The organism is Sulfurihydrogenibium subterraneum DSM 15120, assembly GCF_000619805.1.
Classification (GTDB): domain Bacteria; phylum Aquificota; class Aquificia; order Aquificales; family Hydrogenothermaceae; genus Sulfurihydrogenibium; species Sulfurihydrogenibium subterraneum.
The window spans coordinates 120,074-136,765 of record NZ_JHUV01000011.1; the positions used below are offsets into that span (position 1 = coordinate 120,074).

Annotated in this window: 20 protein-coding genes; 5 read left to right on the top strand and 15 right to left on the bottom strand. The window is 33.6% G+C overall.

Translation table 11 applies throughout. The features are described from left to right. Window positions 1-60 precede the first annotated feature (60 nt). Genes leuB through hemJ form a run of 3 tightly spaced genes read right to left on the bottom strand, consistent with a single transcriptional unit; the run spans window position 61 to window position 2,411 of the window. Entirely contained in the window at window positions 61-1,134 is a 1,074-nt protein-coding gene (gene leuB, locus Q385_RS0106320) for a 3-isopropylmalate dehydrogenase (protein WP_028950858.1), read from the bottom strand. A 1-nt stretch (window position 1,135) separates the two neighbouring features. Next, the gene (gene nadC / locus Q385_RS0106325) at window positions 1,136-1,975 is read right to left on the bottom strand and encodes a carboxylating nicotinate-nucleotide diphosphorylase (protein ID WP_028950859.1); all 840 of its coding nucleotides are present in this window, start codon (window positions 1,973-1,975) and stop codon (window positions 1,136-1,138) included. A 7-nt stretch (window positions 1,976-1,982) separates the two neighbouring features. Continuing rightward, complete coding sequence (gene hemJ / locus Q385_RS0106330) at window positions 1,983-2,411, bottom strand: protoporphyrinogen oxidase HemJ (protein WP_028950860.1); 429 nt, start codon at window positions 2,409-2,411, stop codon at window positions 1,983-1,985. A 59-nt stretch (window positions 2,412-2,470) separates the two neighbouring features. Between hemJ and Q385_RS0106335 the strand changes: the two genes are divergently transcribed. Together Q385_RS0106335 and Q385_RS0106340 are read left to right on the top strand one after the other, a co-directional pair. Further along, entirely contained in the window at window positions 2,471-3,124 is a 654-nt protein-coding gene (locus Q385_RS0106335) for a response regulator transcription factor (RefSeq protein ID WP_028950861.1), read from the top strand. Next, window positions 3,114-3,959, top strand: coding sequence for a sensor histidine kinase (locus Q385_RS0106340; protein ID WP_028950862.1), 846 nt, complete (start codon window positions 3,114-3,116; stop codon window positions 3,957-3,959). Before Q385_RS0106335 ends, Q385_RS0106340 begins: the two co-directional genes overlap by 11 nt. Here the strand turns inward: Q385_RS0106340 and rpoZ are convergent. From rpoZ to nuoH, 9 genes are read right to left on the bottom strand one after another with little or no spacing between them, the layout of a single operon-like run. Then, window positions 3,937-4,152 (bottom strand): DNA-directed RNA polymerase subunit omega, encoded by a 216-nt coding sequence (gene rpoZ / locus Q385_RS0106345; protein ID WP_012674410.1) that lies wholly within the window; start codon window positions 4,150-4,152, stop codon window positions 3,937-3,939. The two genes, Q385_RS0106340 and rpoZ, sit on opposite strands and share 23 nt — an antisense overlap. Before the next feature lie 49 nt (window positions 4,153-4,201). Then, window positions 4,202-4,816, bottom strand: a complete 615-nt coding sequence (gmk, locus tag Q385_RS0106350) for a guanylate kinase (protein ID WP_028950863.1) — start codon at window positions 4,814-4,816, stop codon at window positions 4,202-4,204. Further along, window positions 4,813-6,282 (bottom strand): NADH-quinone oxidoreductase subunit N, encoded by a 1,470-nt coding sequence (locus Q385_RS0106355; RefSeq protein WP_028950864.1) that lies wholly within the window; start codon window positions 6,280-6,282, stop codon window positions 4,813-4,815. Before Q385_RS0106355 ends, gmk begins: the two co-directional genes overlap by 4 nt. A gap of 3 nt (window positions 6,283-6,285) precedes the next feature. Continuing rightward, window positions 6,286-7,794 (bottom strand): complex I subunit 4 family protein, encoded by a 1,509-nt coding sequence (locus Q385_RS0106360; RefSeq protein ID WP_028950865.1) that lies wholly within the window; start codon window positions 7,792-7,794, stop codon window positions 6,286-6,288. 12 nt (window positions 7,795-7,806) lie between these two features. After that, window positions 7,807-9,753: an NADH-quinone oxidoreductase subunit L gene (nuoL, locus tag Q385_RS0106365; protein WP_028950866.1), complete on the bottom strand. Its 1,947-nt coding sequence runs from the start codon at window positions 9,751-9,753 to the stop codon at window positions 7,807-7,809. A 4-nt stretch (window positions 9,754-9,757) separates the two neighbouring features. Beyond that, complete coding sequence (nuoK, locus tag Q385_RS0106370) at window positions 9,758-10,060, bottom strand: NADH-quinone oxidoreductase subunit NuoK (RefSeq protein WP_028950867.1); 303 nt, start codon at window positions 10,058-10,060, stop codon at window positions 9,758-9,760. Then, entirely contained in the window at window positions 10,060-10,584 is a 525-nt protein-coding gene (locus tag Q385_RS0106375) for an NADH-quinone oxidoreductase subunit J (protein ID WP_028950868.1), read from the bottom strand. The genes nuoK and Q385_RS0106375 overlap by 1 nt, the downstream gene beginning before the upstream one ends. Next, window positions 10,575-11,177 carry a NuoI/complex I 23 kDa subunit family protein gene (locus Q385_RS0106380; protein WP_028950869.1) on the bottom strand — a complete coding sequence of 201 codons (603 nt, stop codon included), beginning with the start codon at window positions 11,175-11,177 and terminating at the stop codon, window positions 10,575-10,577. Before Q385_RS0106380 ends, Q385_RS0106375 begins: the two co-directional genes overlap by 10 nt. Window positions 11,178-11,179: 2 nt before the next feature. Then, window positions 11,180-12,190, bottom strand: a complete 1,011-nt coding sequence (gene nuoH / locus Q385_RS0106385) for an NADH-quinone oxidoreductase subunit NuoH (RefSeq protein WP_028950870.1) — start codon at window positions 12,188-12,190, stop codon at window positions 11,180-11,182. A 223-nt stretch (window positions 12,191-12,413) separates the two neighbouring features. Between nuoH and thiD the strand changes: the two genes are divergently transcribed. Beyond that, the gene (thiD, locus tag Q385_RS0106390) at window positions 12,414-13,238 is read left to right on the top strand and encodes a bifunctional hydroxymethylpyrimidine kinase/phosphomethylpyrimidine kinase (protein WP_028950871.1); all 825 of its coding nucleotides are present in this window, start codon (window positions 12,414-12,416) and stop codon (window positions 13,236-13,238) included. On the opposite strand, the gene nuoD is transcribed toward thiD, so the two are convergent. The 3 genes from nuoD to Q385_RS0106405 are packed head-to-tail and all read right to left on the bottom strand — an operon-like array spanning window position 13,194 to window position 15,850. Further along, window positions 13,194-14,939 (bottom strand): NADH dehydrogenase (quinone) subunit D, encoded by a 1,746-nt coding sequence (gene nuoD, locus Q385_RS0106395; protein WP_028950872.1) that lies wholly within the window; start codon window positions 14,937-14,939, stop codon window positions 13,194-13,196. The two genes, thiD and nuoD, sit on opposite strands and share 45 nt — an antisense overlap. A 30-nt stretch (window positions 14,940-14,969) precedes the next feature. Next, a complete protein-coding gene (locus Q385_RS0106400; RefSeq protein WP_028950873.1) occupies window positions 14,970-15,488 on the bottom strand; it encodes a NuoB/complex I 20 kDa subunit family protein in 519 nt (172 codons plus the stop codon). Beyond that, the gene (locus Q385_RS0106405; protein ID WP_028950874.1) at window positions 15,479-15,850 is read right to left on the bottom strand and encodes an NADH-quinone oxidoreductase subunit A; all 372 of its coding nucleotides are present in this window, start codon (window positions 15,848-15,850) and stop codon (window positions 15,479-15,481) included. Before Q385_RS0106405 ends, Q385_RS0106400 begins: the two co-directional genes overlap by 10 nt. 132 nt (window positions 15,851-15,982) lie before the next feature. Here Q385_RS0106405 and Q385_RS0106410 point away from each other — a divergent pair, with 132 nt between their 5' ends. Both Q385_RS0106410 and Q385_RS0106415 read left to right on the top strand, forming a co-directional pair. Then, the gene (locus tag Q385_RS0106410) at window positions 15,983-16,399 is read left to right on the top strand and encodes a bacteriohemerythrin (protein WP_028950875.1); all 417 of its coding nucleotides are present in this window, start codon (window positions 15,983-15,985) and stop codon (window positions 16,397-16,399) included. Between the two features lie 61 nt (window positions 16,400-16,460). After that, on the top strand, window positions 16,461-16,682 hold the full coding sequence (locus Q385_RS0106415) for a hypothetical protein (protein WP_028950876.1): 222 nt from the start codon (window positions 16,461-16,463) through the stop codon (window positions 16,680-16,682). Window positions 16,683-16,692: the final 10 nt, after the last annotated feature.

Genomic DNA, 16,692 nt, shown 5'->3' on the forward strand with positions numbered 1-16,692 from the left:
AAATTTTTTAATAAAACATTGTTATAAAATATTAACCTTTTTTTTAAATAAATTCAAGTATTACAATCTCTTGATTATCTCTTCTGTCATTTCTGCAGTATTTACTTTTTTAGTTCCAGGAGACCATATATCTGCTGTTCTATAGCCATCTTCTAATACTTTTTCTACAGATCTTTCAATATCCCTTGCAGCTTCTGGAAGTTTACAGGTTATTTCAAGCATCATAGCAGCTGATAAAATAGTTGCTATGGGGTTTGCTATACCTTTTCCTGCTATATCAGGTGCAGAGCCGTGTATTGGTTCATAAAAAGCATATCTTTCTCCAATGCTTGCAGATGGTAGCATTCCAAGGCTTCCTGTTAACGCTCCTGCTTCATCTGATATTATATCTCCAAATATGTTACCTGTAACGATAACGTCAAAATCTTTTGGTCTTCTTATAAGTTGCATTGCACAGTTATCAACGTACATATGTTCAAGCTCAACATCTGCATAATCTGCGTGGACTTCGTTTACAACCTCTCTCCAAAGACCGCTAACTTCTAACACGTTTGCCTTATCTACGCTTGTGACTTTCTTTCTTCTGTTTCTTGCCATTTCAAATGCAACCTTCGCTATTCTTTTTATCTCGTGTTCATAGTAAATCATAGTGTTGTATCCAACTCTTTCACCGTTTCTTATTTCTCTACCTCTTGGTTCCCCAAAGTACACGTCTCCTGTTAATTCTCTTAAAACTACTAAGTCAACGCCTTTTATAACCTCTTCTTTAAGTGGTGAAGAGCTAAGTAGTGGTGTATAAGCCTTTGCAGGTCTTATGTTTGCAAAAAGTTCTAACTCTTTTCTTATTCTGAGTAATCCTTTTTCTGGTCTTTTGTCTGTAGGTAAGTTGTCCCACTTTTCTCCACCTACAGCTCCAAATAAAACAGCATCACTTTCTTTACATATCTTTAAAGTTTCTGGTGGAAGCGGGTCTCCAGTCTCATCTATAGCAGCTCCACCTACAAGTCCGTGTTTGTACTCAAATGTAATACCGTATTTTTTTGATATTACGTCTAACACTTTTAAAGCTGAATCAATAATTTCTGGACCTATTCCATCTCCAGGTAAAACCGCGATTTTAAAATGCTTTTTCATCTTAAACTCCTCCAGTATTTAATTTTAAACTTATATCAAGCCATTTTGCAGAGTGGATAACAGACCCTGTTGATATAAAGTCTGGATTAGATAAAGCATACTGTCTTATATTTTCAAGGGTTATGTTTCCTGACACTTCCACTAACTTTTTTCCATCAATTATCTTTACAGCTTCTTTAACTTCTTCAGGGCTCATATTATCAAGCATTATAATATCAGCTTCCGTTTCCAGAGCCTCATAGAGCTGGTCAAAATTTGCCACTTCTACTTCAACCTTTACCATTGGTGATATTTTATTTTTAACCTGTCTTACAGCTTCTTTTATACTTCCTACTAAAGTAATGTGATTATCTTTTAACATCACCATATCGTAAAGGGCAAACCTGTGGTTTTCTCCACCTCCCACTTTTACAGCATACTTTTCAAAAGCTCTAAATCCGGGCGTTGTTTTTCTCGTATCAAGAAGTTTTGTTTTAGTCCCTTCAAGCTCTTTTACAAAAAGATTCGTTAAAGTAGCAATTCCTGATAGTCTTTGAAGAATGTTTAAAGCTAATCTTTCTCCTTTTAGAATGCTTTTACAGTTTCCATAGACTAATCCTATAATCTCTCCTATTTCTACGTAATCTCCTTCCTTTTTGAAACTTTGAAAGTTTGCATCACCAAATGTATTAAAAACTTCTTTTACAAAAACAGTTCCTGCGATCACTCCTGACTGCTTTGCAACAAAGACACCTTCAACATTTTTATCTATATCAAGACTGTCTGTTGTTAAGTCTCTGTATCCTATATCTTCCTCTAAAAATTCTAAAATCTTTTTTCTTACAAATATACTATCTAACATTTTTCACCTAAAAAGGTTTTACTATCACAAGAATAACGATTAAAATAAGTATGATTGTAGGAATTTCGTTGTACATTCTGAAAAACTTCCCTGACTTGGTGCATTGGTCTTTTAAAAATTTTCTTCTAACATACTCGTTATGGAAAAAGAAGGCAGTAAGAAGAATTACCAAAACTATTTTTGCGTGAAGCCAGCCACCAGTTGTAAGTAAAGAAGGGTTTAAAGCTATCATTCCAAGACCAGAAACAACCGTTAAAACAAAAGCTGGAATGCCGATAACATAAAAAAGCTTTTTCTCCATTACTTTCACAACCTGAACAAACCCTTGATTGTCTCTATTTTCGGCATGATAGACAAAAAGTCTTGGGAGATAGAACAAAACAGCCATCCAAGACACCATAAATATAATGTGAATAACCTTTAGCCAAATATACACAATAAAACCTCTAAAATGTTTAATTAAAATATTTTACTACACATACCGATAAAGTATACATGAGAGTTTTACTTGTTGAAGATGACTTAATATTGGGAGAAAGTTTAAAAGAGTACTTGGAAGAAAATGAGATAGAAGTAGTCTGGATAAACGACGGTAGGGATTTAGACCAAGCTTTGCAGTTAAACGAGTATGACGTTATTGTATTAGATTTAATTTTAAAATTTGAAAAAGGAGAAAACTTACTACACTATTTAAGAAATAAAGGAATCAAAACGCCAGTTCTTATAATAACTGCAAAAAATAAAATAGAAGACAAAGAAGTTTGCTTTAATTTAGGAGCTGACGATTACTTAACAAAACCATTTAATCCAAAAGAGCTCCTGCTTAGAATAAAAGCGTTAAGTAAAAGAGTCCATGTATCAGATAGATACAAGATAAAAAATCTAGAGATAGATTTAGAAAATCAGATAATTATAAAAGATGGCAAAGAAGTAAAGCTTTCAAAAACCGCTTGGAATCTTCTTACACTGCTGTTAAAAAGGAAAGGTCAGATAGTATCTACAGAAACTATACTTAACTACGTTTGGGCTGACAAGGCGGTTGGAGATGAAGTTGTAAGGCAGTATATAAAGGAGCTGAGAAAAGTACTCCCTCCAGAATCAATCGAAACACATAAAGGTATAGGCTACAGATTAAAAGATGAAGTTTGAACTAAAGATTTTTTTAGCTATAATGCTTATTTTTATAGTAAGTCTTTCAATTATAAATTTTGTAAACCTGTACATTATAAACCAACTTATTTCAGATTACTTAAGCTTACAATCAAAAGTTTATCCTGATTTTTATGAAAAGATAAAAATGGAAGACATTCTTCAAAAAAAAGAAAAATACGCTACTGTTATTTTTTTATGGGAAGCTTTTTTAGTAATGGGAACTTCTTTTGTTATTTATCTAGTAATGGATAGATACATAAAAAAAGAACAAAGATATAAATCTTTTTTACAACTGATGATTTTAGCTGTATCTCATAAGTTTGGAAACAGTTTAGCAAGTATTTTAACGAATTTAGAAATGTTAAAAAGTAAAGTAAGTTCAAAACAGCTTGACAGAATTGAAAAGGTAGTTTTAGACCTGTCTAAAGATGTAAAAATCTTATCAGATACATTTAAAAAGTTAGAGTTTGAAGACAGGACTTATCAGAATATTGATATAAAAAAAGTAGTGTTAGAATCTTTAAAAAGTTTTGAAATAGGAGAAAAGAAGGTAATAATTGATTTAAAACCAATTAAAAAGTACGCAAACAAAACGGATGTAGATTTAATAATTTACAACATTTTAGAGAATGCCTTTAAGTACTCAGATACTTACATACACATAAAAACAGTAAAAAAATATTTGGTTGTTAGAAATGACACGAAAGACAAAGTAGAAGGAGGAACAGGAATAGGGCTTTTAATAATAGAAAACCTATGTAAGCTTAACCAGATAAAGTTTTGTAAAAGAGTTAGAAAAAAAACTTTTACTATTTTTCTTGATTTTTCCTGATTATTTTTGCTTCCCCAGAAGCTATCTTATCAATAGCAATCACTGTCTTTTTTAAAGGTATGCCTTCTTCTGTTACGTAGGTTTCAGCTCCTGTTTCATATAACTCTATTGCTAACTTAGATGCAGCGTGAACAAGTTCGTATCTGCTTTTAACTTTTTTTAAAGCTTGCTCAATTAAAGGTCTTTGATTCAAAACTGATACCTCCAAGTTTTTAGGTAATTTAATATTATAACATATCAATTCAAATCATTAAAGCTCTTAAACTTTCGTCTTTGATGTTATCTAAATCAAATCTGCTTACTTTACATCTTTCTGCGGTTATAATACATTTTATCTGGTCTTTTGCTTGAATAAGATTATCGTTTACAACTACATAATCATACTCTTTCCAAAATGGTATTTCCTTTTTAGCTGTATTTAGGCGTTTTTCTATCTCTTGGTCTGATTCTCCCCTTAATTTCATTCTATTGACTAACTCTTCTAAAGAAGGTGGGAGTATAAAGATTGTTATAACTTCAGGATATACCTGTTTCATTTGCTTCATTCCTTGAACATCTATAACTAAAACAACGTCATAACCTTTTTCAAGAAGCTGGAAAACATCTTTTTTAGGTGTGCCGTAATAATTTCCATGGACTAAAGCGTACTCTAAAAAAGCATTTTCTTTAATTAGTCTTTCAAATTCTTCCTTTTTGACAAATACGTAGTCTACCCCATCTATCTCATTTTTTCTCTTCTGCCTTGATGTGTAGGTTACAACCCTTCTTAAAAACGGCAACTCCTCCAGCAGAAGGTTTATTATGGTAGTCTTACCTCCTCCTGCTGGTGATGATACTATATATAAATTTCCTTTCATCTTACTCCTATATTCATAACAAGAATAGATGTCAGTATGTTAGATATTTCCCAAAATACAGTTGGATATATACCGATAACTAAAACCATTATAGCTAAAAATCCAACAGTAAATTTCTCAACAGGATTTAAGTTAAACTTACCTTCTTTAACAGGTTCATACATATACATATAAGAAACGACCCTTAAGTAATATCCAGCTGATACTATACTTGTAATTACAAGAACAACCGCAAGCCACCAAACATTACTTGATATAAGAGCCATAAATACACCAAACTTACCCATAAATCCAACTGTCGGTGGTATTCCCAGCATTGAGAACATGTATATAAGCATATAAAGAGCCATTATAGGATGTTTCTTAGCTAAACCTTTAAAGTCATCTAAATCGTTTGTCCAGTTGCCGTTTTTCTCAAATGCTGATAATAATATAAACCCACCTAAAGCCATAAAGAGATAAACGAGAGAGTAGAAGATTAGAGCTGTAAATCCCATTCCATTAGGTGATGCTAAAGCTGCTAAAATGTATCCTGTATGGGCGATAGAAGAGTAAGCAAGCATTCTTTTAACATTTCTTTGTTTTAATGCAACGAAGTTTCCTACGACCATAGAAACTGCAGCCAGTACTGCCCATCCGTAAGACCATACAGAGTTAACAAGAGGAAACGCTTCAACCATTATTCTTAAAATAACTGCGTAAGTTGCTATTTTTGAAACACTCGCCATAAATGCGGTTATTGGAGTAGGAGCTGATTCGTAAGCATCAGGTGTCCAAAAATGGAAAGGTACTGCAGAAGCCTTTAAAGCAAGTCCTACTATAAGCAGTCCAAGTCCTGCTGTAGTAGCTAAATCTGCATTATCCTGAATTTGATTAAATACTCTTGCAAAATCAAAACTACCTGTTTTTCCGTATATAAGAGCTATTGCGTAGCTTATTATAGCTGTTCCAGCACCACCCATTATAAGGTATTTAAACGCACCTTCTTTTGATTTGTAATCTCTTCTCCACAAGCCAACTAAAATGTAAGTTGATACAGACATAAGCTCTAAACCTATGTAAAAGCTTACAAGGTTTGGAGAAGATACCATAATCATAGAACCAAGTAAAGAAAAGATAATAAGATAGTAATATTCACCATAGTATGTTTTTTTAGCTTCAACATAGGGTTGAAGATTTATGATAGCTAATATAGTGAATATTATCAAGAAAAACTTAAAAGCCAGTGAAAAGCTATCTACTATGTATAAGCCATAGAGTGTTATAGCTCCTTCACTTATAGTTAAGATAGAAAGAGCTCCAAGTGAGAGTCCTACAGCAGAGATTAAAGTTAATAGAGTTCTACTTTTAACGAATAATTCTAAAATAAATACGATTATAGCAGTTGTTAAAACTATAATTTCAGGAATTAATACTTGGAAGTTTGGAACACCTAATCCAGCTACAAGCTGTTGAACTATCGTCATTGCTTACCCTCCTACTATCTTATGAAGAACAAAAGCAGTTGTATTATTTATAAGTTCAATCCACCACTTTGGATATAGACCAATCACAAACATAAATACAACCAATGGTAAGAAAGACCAAAGCTCAGCTGTGTTTAAATCTTTTAATTTAGAATATTCTTTCTTTTCCTCTTCTGTTAACAACTCTTCTTCAAACATAGTCCTCTTATAAAGCCATAAAGTATAAGCAGCTCCAACAATAAGGCTTAATCCTGCTAATGATGCAGTTAAAATACTTACTTTAAAAGTTCCAAGTAAAGCTAAAAACTCCCCTACAAATCCAGATAATCCAGGTAATCCTGCAGATGCCATAGCGGATATCATAAATAAGGTAGCAAACACTGGGACAAACTTAGCCATACCTCCAAGGTCTTTCATCTCATAGCTGTGTAATCTTTCATAGATAAATCCTGCAGCGAGGAATAAAGCTCCTGATGTTAAACCGTGAGATATCATAGTAATGATTGCACCGTTTACACCTTCTGTATTTAAAGCAAACGTTCCTATCGTAACAAAACCCATGTGAGAAACAGAAGAGTAAGCGATAAGTCTTTTTATGTGTGTTTGAGCAATTGCCATCATAGCTGTGTATATAATAGCGATAACACCAAGAGCAAACATTACAGGCATAAAGTATTTGGAAGCTTCTGGGAACCAAGGAAGATTAAATCTAACAAATCCGTATGTACCCATCTTTAAGAGAACAGCTGCTAAAATAACAGAACCAGCAGTTGGAGCCTGAACGTGAGCAGCTGGAAGCCATGTGTGGAACGGCCACATAGGAACCTTTATAGCAAAACCAAGTGCTAAAAGTAAGAAGAATATTATTTCAAGATTATGAGGAAGAGATAGTTTTAATAGGTCAAAATAACTCATTGATAAAACGTTGTTTTCCATATAGTTATAGATGTACATTCCTATTACGCCGATTAAAAGGAAGAGAGAACCGAAGAATGTGTATATGAAAAACTTTGTTGCTGCATATATTCTTTCTGCATAACCCCATACACCAATTATAAGAAACATAGGTATAAGCATTACTTCCCAGAAAACGTAAAAAGCAACTAAATCCCAAGCTACAAACACACCTATACATGCAGCCTCAAGAACTAAAAAGGCTATAAAGTACTCTTTAATCCTTTTTTCTATATTTGTACTCCAGATAAAAGCAACAACAAAAGATATAGCTGTAAGCCAAACCATAGTTAAACTAAGTGCGTCAACGCCTACTTCATAGTTTATACCAAATTGAGGAATCCAAGAATACTTTTCATAAAACTGGATTTTGTACCCAGATGGGTCATATGTGAGAAGCATATAAGATGATAGTATAAATACTATAATAGAAGCAATTATGCTAATTTGTTTTGCTATTTTTTCACTTGTAAAAAATACAATAGCTGCGGCTATAAGAGGTATCAGTATAGATATACTTATTATCGGAAATTGTGCATAAACGAACTCTGGTGTCATCTCCTACTCCTCCTACTTTAAAAACAAGAATAAAGATAAGAATATAACTATACCAATAACCATCTGTAAAACATATCCACTTATCCTTCCCATCTGTGTTTTTCTAAATATCTCCCCTGCAAACAATGAGCCTTTACCTGAACCATCAACTATCCCGTCAATGATTACCCTATCACCAATAAACCATAAGACTTTAGAAAGTTTGTAATAACCATAAACAAATATTGCATAATAGATGTGGTCAAAGAACCATCTATTATAGAAAAGTTTATATATTGGTTGGAAGATTTCTCCGGTTTTAACAGGATCAATTTTTCTTATTTGATACATTATGTAAGCAAGTAATATCCCACATATTGCTGTTAGTAATAAAACCCAGCCTAAAAGAGAGGTTAAAGAATGCCCCATAAATTCAAACGCATTAGGTTCTACGTGAACATGGTGAGATCTTGCTAAACCTTCACTTACTAATACTTTTACTTCTTCAGGTAAAAACTTCATATGGCTTGGGTCTAAAGAAGGCTTTAAGAAGTTTATGAAAAACTCTCTAAAGAATCCTAATACTACCGTAGAGGTTGCTAATACAATTAAAGGTATAGTCATGTTAGGTGGAGACTCGTGAACATGCTCTCTAATGTGAGGGTCTAACCTGTCTCCATCAAAGAATGTTAGGAAGAACAATCTAAAGATATAAAATGCTGTCATAAATGCACCGATCCATAAAAAGGTAAAAGCAAAAGTGTTTATCTCATAAGCTCCTTCTATAATAGGGTCTTTACTGAAGAATCCTACAAACGGTGGAATACCTGCCAAAGCTAAAGAACCAATTAAAAACGTTCCCATAGTTATGGGCATAGCTCTTCCAATCTGACCCATCTTTTGAACGTCTAAAAGGTGGTGAAGAGCTATTAAAACACTACCAGAGCCTAAGAATAGTAATGCTTTAAATACAGCGTGGGAAGTAAGATGGAACATTCCTTCCCCAAAAAGCCCTAATCCTTCAGCTGCAAACATGTATCCAAGTTGCGATAATGTAGAATAAGCAATAATTCTCTTTATATCGTTTTGAACAAGACCCATTGTAGCAGCTAAGAAAGCTGACATAGTTCCTATAAATAGTACTGTATCAAGAGCTATTTCTGAGCTTGCAAAAACAGGCATTAATCTTGCAACCATGTACACACCAGCTGCAACCATTGTAGCGGCGTGAATTAATGCAGAAACTGGTGTAGGACCTTCCATCGCATTAGGAAGCCATATATGTAGAGGTATTTGAGCAGATTTACCAACTGCACCACCAAATAATAGTAAAGCTATAGCTGTTATAATTATGTAATCAACACCAGCTAACTTTTGGAATATTTGGAGATAGTCTAATGTTCCGAATGTAATAAAGGCAAGTAATATACCTAGTAAAAACAACCAATCTCCAACCCTGTTAACTACGAAAGCTTCCATTGCAGCGTTTGCTGCTGACTTTTTATAGTGCCAAAAACCGATAAGTAAATATGAAGCTAAACCAACTCCTTCCCATCCGAAAAACAGTTGAACAAGGTTATCAGACAGTGTAAGCATAAGCATCATAAAAACGAAAAGAGAAAGGTATGCAAAGAACCTTGGATAAGACTCATCACCTTTCATGTATCCAGTTGCAAATATAAAGATAAATGTTGATACACAAGTAACAACACAGGTCATTAAAGCAGATAACGGATCCCATAAGATGCTTACAGAGATGTTATAATCTCCTATAGGCATCCAATTAAAGAGCTTTAAATCGTAGTAATTCCCTGTTGATGCTACATCAATAAAACCTTTAATAGATGCTATGGCTGAAATTGCTACACCTATAACTGCAACTATACCTGCTAACGGCTCTCTTAAAAATTTGTAGCCAAATAAACCTATAATGATAAAGGCAATCAGTGGTGAAAAAGGTATTATCCACAAGTACTCCATAGCCTTACCCCTTTAATTCTGTTAATTTTTCTACATCTACGTCTTTTTTCATTCTGTATATAGCCATTATGAGACCAAGTCCTATAGCAGCCTCTGCTGCTGCGATAGTAAGAATAAAGAATACAAAAACTTGTCCGACAACATCATGGAGTTTCATATCAAAGGCTACAAAAGCTATGTTTACAGCGTTTAACATCAGCTCTGTAGATATAAGCATAGCTATTATGTTTTTTCTAACTATAACGCCGATAAAACCTAAAACCATAAGGAAACCACTTAAAGCTACGTAGTACTCGTAAGGAACCATCACGCTCCTCCTTCTTCTACTATTTCTTTTCTACCAAGTAAAATTGCCCCTATCATAGCTACAAGAAGTATTAAAGAAGCTACTTCAAACGGGAATAGATACTTTGTAAAAAGTAGCGTTGCGACTGCTTTAGCATTTGATATTTGGTTAAATATATCTGGTGAAAATATACCAGTATTGGAAGCCCAAAGACCATAAACAGATACGTAAGCAAGTTCTAAAAAGAGTATAAACCCAAACGGAGCTGATAGTAATGCATATTTAGGGTCTACTGCCTCACCTTTATACTGAGGAACTGTTGAAATAACTAAGACATAAAATACGACTATAGCCACAGCGTAGATTAGTATCTGTAAAGCACCTATAAGCTCTGCACCTAAATTAAAGAAAAGACCGGAGATAGCTATCAGTGTTGATATTAAAGATAACACCGAGTAAACAATGTTTTTAAAAAACACAACACCTATAGCAGATAAAACTGCTATAGCAGACAAAACCCAAAATGCTACTACGCTTAACTCCATTTTATCTGCCCCCATAACTTAATTCTTTCTTGGTCCTCTATCCATATTCTATCTGGTTCTTTTAACCTTCTTGAATCAAACTCTCTTCCTCTCTCGCTCATATCGTCCATGTGAATAACACAATTCTCTCTTTGATATTTAGCAGTTTCGTATATATCCGTCATTATAAGACAGTCAACAGGGCAAGCATCAACGCAAAGACCACAGTATAAACAGTTTAGCAGATTCATATCAAACCTTACAACTTTCTTTTTTCCATTAGGAAGTTGCACTGCTTCTATTCTAAATAAAGAAGGCATAGGGCATGCCTGTTGACACATATAACAGGCAACACATCTGCTTTCACCTGTATTTATATCCATAAACTTTTCTAAAACGCTGAAAGATGGAGGTTCATTTCCATCTTTAATCCTATGGGCGTGGGTACCTCTAAATCTTTTAGGTGGTGTTATCTTTTCATACGGATACTTTGTTGTAATGGTTTTTTTTATCATGTTTTTAAAAGTTACTCTTAACCCTTTTATAAAGTCTAAGAAAAATATCCTTTCTATAAAGCTAAGATTTGGTCTTTCTACGTACTTGAACTTTACCATCTTTAACCTTTAATCATTATTATAATGGCTGTGATAAATATGTTTAGTAAAGATAGTGGAAGCATTACTTTCCAAGCTATCTCTGTTATCTGGTCTACTCTGTACCTTGGAAGCGTCCAGTGAACCCATAAGAAGAACATAAACATCATAAATACTTTTAAGAAAAACCATATAAATGGTGATAAAGGTCCAAAAATTTCAGGTCCTTTCCATCCGCCAAAGAAAAGAATTACAGCGATAGCACTTAAAACAAAAGTTCCAATGTACCACTCAGCAAGTGGGAATAAACCAAACTTCATTCCTGAATATTCAGTGTTGTATCCAGATACAAGCTCAGCTTCAGCTTCTTGTACGTCAAAAGGAGTTCTTCCTGTTTCTGCAAGTATAGCAAATAAAATCACTATAAAAGCTAAAGGTTGATACCATATAAAAGCACCGAAAAATCCTTCTTGAGCGTAAACAATCTCTCTTAGAGAAAATGACCCTGCCATCATTATAGGTCCTACCATTGCAAAACCTAAAGCAACTTCATAACCTATCAATACAGCTGCTTTTCTAAGTCCACCTATCATTGGATATTTACTATTGGAAGCCCATCCTGCAAAGATAACACCGTAAATACTTATGCTACTAAAGGCAAGGGCTAATATTAAACCTATATTTAAATCTGTAATGTAAGGCTTTATCTCTATTCCGAAGATTGTAAAAGGCTCTCCAAAAGGTATTACTGAAAGGATCATAATAGCAGGAACAAAGGCAAGTAAAGAAGCAAGGTAAAATAAAACCTTATCTACATTATTTGGAACTAAATCTTCTTTTGTTAAAACCTTTAATGCGTCAGCTATAGGTTGAAGCAATCCGTGAAAACCAACATGTAAAGGTCCAGGTCTTTGCTGAACGTGTCCCGCAAACTTTCTTTCTATAAGAGTTAGGTAAGCTGCTGCTAAGAACATTCCAACAATGAATACAAGAGATTTTATAACTACTCCTACTACAGTGGCCAACATCTCCATCAGCAACCTCTTAGAATATTTTTTACTTTAAATTATCTTAACATAAGAATTAAAAAAATTAAACACTGTTTTATTTATTTTTCCTAGAATTATGATTAAGTTTTTGATTTAAAACTATTTAGACGATACAAACTGCCTAAAATTACTATTAAAAGGGAAAAATGCGAAAATTTGTACATTTTTAGGTTTGTTATAATTTTTCTAAAAATGTAGAGGTGTTAAAATGATAGCAAAAGCTTTAACCATAGCAGGTTCTGATAGTGGAGGCGGTGCAGGTATACAAGCAGATTTAAAAACGTTTACAGCACTTGGTGTTTATGGAATGACTGCAATAACAGCGATCACAGTTCAAAATACTGTAGGAGTCTTTGGTGTTCATCCTATTCCTCCAGATATAGTCTATAATCAAATAAAAGTGGTAGCAGAAGATATAGGGGTAGATGCGTTAAAAACAGGTATGCTATTTTCTGAAGAGATAATACAAGCTGTTTCTCAAGCTATAAAAGACTTTAAATTAAATAATTTAGTAGTAGACCCTGTAATGATAGCAAAGTCAGGAGACCCATTGCTTAAAGAATCATCAAGAAAAACACTTTTAGAAAAATTATTGCCTTTAGCTTTAGTAATAACACCCAACATTCCAGAAGCTGAGGATATATGTAAGTTTGAGATAAAAAATGTAGAAGATATGGAGAAAGCTTGTAAGGTTATACACTCTTTAGGCTCTAAATATGTCGTTTTAAAAGGTGGTCATCTTGAAGGGGATGCAAAGATAGACGTTATTTACAATGGTAGAAATTTTGAATACCTTAAAGCTAAATCTATTCTAACAAAAAACACTCACGGAACAGGATGTACGTTCTCAGCTGCAATTACGGCATTTTTAGCTAAAGGGGAAAATCCAATAGATGCTATAAAAAAAGCAAGAGAGTATATACAAGGTGCAATAGAAAACAGTTTATCTATAGGAAAAGGACACGGTCCTTTAAACCATACATGGAATCTACCTGTCAGTTTCTCCAACAACAGGGTCAATACTTCCAAGTAGAGCAACAGCGTCTGCTACCGTTCTCCCTTTAATAAGTTGAGGGAATATTTGAAGGTTGTAGAAAGCTCCTGACCTTATTCTCAGTCTGTAAGGTCTTCCTTCTCCTTTACTTACTATATAAAATCCAAGTTCTCCTCTTGGATTTTCTCCTGACAGATATATCTCCCCTTCTGGAGCTTTTTCTCCGTATATACGAAGATTAAAATCTTTTACCATAGCTTCTATTGAGTAATATGTCTCTTGCAGTGTAGGAAGTACATAAGGATTTTCTGTTGCAAGATGTTTATCATCTTTCATTTTTTCTAATTTTTCAACACATTGTCGGATAATGTTTACGCTTTGTTTCATCTCTTCCATTCTCAGTAGATATCTATCGTAGGCATCTCCTACTGTTCCAAGAGGAATTTCAAAATCTACTTCTGAGTATGCATCTGTTGGCTGAATGTACCTTATATCATAAGGAACCCCTGCACTCCTTGCCATAATGCCTGTAAGTCCATACTGGTAAACATCTTCTTTTGTGACAACTCCTATATCTTTATTTCTCTTTATCCAAATTCTGTTTTTCGTTAAAAGGTTTTCGTAATCTTTTATCCTTGCAGGAAAGTCGCTTATAAAGTGTTTTATAACATCTAATGCACCTTCTGGAAGGTCGTATCTAACACCACCTATTCTAAGAAAAGAAGAGTTTAGCCTTATTCCAGCTATGCCTTCAATAATGTCCATGATTTTTTCTCTTTCTCTAAATGTGTATAGGAACATCGTCAAAGCACCAAGGTCTAAGGCAGTTGTACCAAGCCATAAAAGATGGCTGTTTATTCTTTGAAGTTCAGCCATCATAGTTCTAATCCATTTTGCTTTTTCTGTAGGATCTACTTTTAGAAGTTTCTCTACTGCATTTACATATGCTATGTTTGAGCAGAGAGCTGAGATATAATCCATTCTGTCTGTGTAAGGAATAATCTGGGTGTAGGTAAGGTCTTCTGCTAACTTTTCTATTCCTCTGTGGAGCTGTCCCAAAATAATATCACACTCTCTTATCGTTTCACCTTCAAGGTCAAACAAAAACCATATTGTTCCGTGGGTTCCTGGGTGTAGTGGTCCCCAGTTTAGTACTATTTGATTTTTTTTGTTTATTCTCTTTCTTTCTGTAATTTCCAAGTCTTCTAAGGTGGGTATAGCTGTATGGTAAGGGTCGTAATCGTGGCTTGGAATATTTCCCCTTTCATTTAAAGATGGAAGATATGTGTCTTTTATACCTTCTTTTGGAAAGTCTTTTCTCAATGGATAGTAAGGGTATGTTTCCCATAGAAACATTCTAACAAGATTTTCGTGTCCTTCAAATTTTATTCCAAACATATCGTAGGCTTCTCTTTCAGCCCACTTTGCTCCCTTCCACAGAGGTATTAAAGAAGGTAGGGATTCATCTGTCCAAGTTTTTATTATTATTCTTTCATTGTAATCAGGAGAGTATAGTATATAAACTCCTTGAAATCTTGGTTTATGAAATGGATAGTCTACAACTGTAAAGTCTATAAACATTTTAAAAGAATATTCTGGTTCTTCTTTTAGAAACTTTAATAAATCTATTAATCTTTCCTTTTCTATCTCTACTGATACTGAATTTTCATCTTTAAAAATTTTTATGGAAGGAAAGGTAGACTTTAAATTGTCTACCTTTTGAGGATTTATCCAAATCAAATTTTTCCTCTTTTAGTTTTAAAAATATTACTACTTAATAACAGGTTTAGATGCTGTAGGAATTTTAATAGGAATTTCTTTTAATTCTTTCCCTTCTTGTCTTGCTTTTATTTTTTTCTGAAGTTCCATAATTCCCCAGAGTAGAGCCTGTGGCGTTGGAGGACATCCTGGAACGTAAACATCAACAGGAATTATTCTATCAACTCCTTGAAGGGTTGAATAAGTAGGGAACGGACCTCCTGCAGATGAACAACCACCCATTGATATAACCCATTTAGGGTCTGGCATCTGCTCATATATAAGTTTAAGCATTGGTGCAACTTTATTTACAACAGTTCCAGCAACGATTAAGACGTCTGCCTGTCTTGGAGAACCTCTAAATATGATACCAAGCCTGTCTGTATCAAATCTTGATGCAGCTGTATGCATCATCTCAATTGCACAACAAGCAAGACCTATGGATACAGGCCATAAAGAGTTTCTTCTTCCCCAGCTTAAAACTTCTTCTACTGTAGTTAAAATTATTCCGCTATTACTATTTACTGCCATCTTAACGCTCCTTTTTTCCAAGCATATATGTATCCTAAAATAAGTATTGCCAAGAATAAAAACATTTCTGTAAAAATAAACCCAGATGCTACTTGAGCCACTTCCTTAAATATTACAGCCCAAGGAAATACAAAAGCAGACTCTAAGTCAAAAAGAACAAGTAGTAAACCTAATAGATAATATTTTTGGTCTATAGTAGTCCACGTAGTTTTGTCGTAAAGTGGAACTCCACATTCGTAAGGGTATCCTTCGTAAGGTTCAGGAGTTTTTGGAGCTAAAAGTCTGTTTAAAATAAGTAATGCAGCACCTATAACAACAGCTAAAACAAAAAATACTACAAGCCCAAAGTATCCTGTCGTCATTCATCTCCTCCTACAAATATGTAAAATTAGAATAAACCAAATTTTAAAACTTTGCAAGATTTTATAACACAGTTTGAAAATTTTTAAAAATAAGATATAATGGTATTAAAATCTTAAATAGAGGTGGGTAAAATGTTAGTATCTCCTCAAGAAATATCTAAAGTTGCTGTTGATAAGATGAATGAGGTTCATTCTGTAGAAATAGATATATTAAATAAACTTTACAACAAAATTTTAGAATTTGAAGATGACAACTCAAGGTTTGAAGAGGTTGTTAAGCTTTTTGATGAATTTTTAAATGATGTAATACAGCACTTTTCTTTTGAACAATCCTTAATGGAAAAATATAACTTCTTTGCATATCCTATGCATAGAGGTGAACACGACAGAGTATTATTTGAATTAAAAAGTTTAGAAAAGATGTTAAAAGAGAAAAACGACGTTAAAACATTAAAAGAGTATCTTATTTATAACTTTAAACCTTGGCTTATAAATCACGTACAGACAATGGATACGGTTACCGCAATGTATCTTTCCAACTTTTTGTGATATAATATGTTTTATGGTATTCAAAATATTAATTTCATTATTTTTAGCCTTCTTTATAGGTATGAATCAAGTTGATCAGGTTTATGATGATATACACGATGAGTATTGTGTAGCAGTCTATGGAGAAAATATTTCCGGTGTAGAAACAGATATAGAAGTTGAGTTTAAAGTAAATATAGGAGAGTATAAAATAGACAATAATCCCTTTAAATTTACCATTTCAAAGCAGTCTATACCCAAATACATCTTTCCAAATAAAATTTTCAAACCACCAATAGTATAATCTTTTTTCT

What these genes read in the sequence shown, in the direction of transcription:
- leuB (WP_028950858.1), bottom strand. Translation starts at nt 1,134, where the DNA reads ATGAAAAAGCATTTTAAAATCGCGGTTTTACCTGGAGATGGAATAGGT.
- nadC (WP_028950859.1), bottom strand. Translation starts at nt 1,975, where the DNA reads ATGTTAGATAGTATATTTGTAAGAAAAAAGATTTTAGAATTTTTAGAG.
- Q385_RS0106335 (WP_028950861.1), top strand. Translation starts at nt 2,471, where the DNA reads ATGAGAGTTTTACTTGTTGAAGATGACTTAATATTGGGAGAAAGTTTA.
- Q385_RS0106340 (WP_028950862.1), top strand. Translation starts at nt 3,114, where the DNA reads ATGAAGTTTGAACTAAAGATTTTTTTAGCTATAATGCTTATTTTTATA.
- gmk (WP_028950863.1), bottom strand. Translation starts at nt 4,816, where the DNA reads ATGAAAGGAAATTTATATATAGTATCATCACCAGCAGGAGGAGGTAAG.
- Q385_RS0106355 (WP_028950864.1), bottom strand. Translation starts at nt 6,282, where the DNA reads ATGACGATAGTTCAACAGCTTGTAGCTGGATTAGGTGTTCCAAACTTC.
- Q385_RS0106360 (WP_028950865.1), bottom strand. Translation starts at nt 7,794, where the DNA reads ATGACACCAGAGTTCGTTTATGCACAATTTCCGATAATAAGTATATCT.
- nuoL (WP_028950866.1), bottom strand. Translation starts at nt 9,753, where the DNA reads ATGGAGTACTTGTGGATAATACCTTTTTCACCACTGATTGCCTTTATC.
- nuoK (WP_028950867.1), bottom strand. Translation starts at nt 10,060, where the DNA reads ATGGTTCCTTACGAGTACTACGTAGCTTTAAGTGGTTTCCTTATGGTT.
- Q385_RS0106375 (WP_028950868.1), bottom strand. Translation starts at nt 10,584, where the DNA reads ATGGAGTTAAGCGTAGTAGCATTTTGGGTTTTGTCTGCTATAGCAGTT.
- Q385_RS0106380 (WP_028950869.1), bottom strand. Translation starts at nt 11,177, where the DNA reads ATGGTAAAGTTCAAGTACGTAGAAAGACCAAATCTTAGCTTTATAGAA.
- nuoH (WP_028950870.1), bottom strand. Translation starts at nt 12,190, where the DNA reads ATGGAGATGTTGGCCACTGTAGTAGGAGTAGTTATAAAATCTCTTGTA.
- thiD (WP_028950871.1), top strand. Translation starts at nt 12,414, where the DNA reads ATGATAGCAAAAGCTTTAACCATAGCAGGTTCTGATAGTGGAGGCGGT.
- Q385_RS0106400 (WP_028950873.1), bottom strand. Translation starts at nt 15,488, where the DNA reads ATGGCAGTAAATAGTAATAGCGGAATAATTTTAACTACAGTAGAAGAA.
- Q385_RS0106405 (WP_028950874.1), bottom strand. Translation starts at nt 15,850, where the DNA reads ATGACGACAGGATACTTTGGGCTTGTAGTATTTTTTGTTTTAGCTGTT.
- Q385_RS0106410 (WP_028950875.1), top strand. Translation starts at nt 15,983, where the DNA reads ATGTTAGTATCTCCTCAAGAAATATCTAAAGTTGCTGTTGATAAGATG.
- Q385_RS0106415 (WP_028950876.1), top strand. Translation starts at nt 16,461, where the DNA reads ATGAATCAAGTTGATCAGGTTTATGATGATATACACGATGAGTATTGT.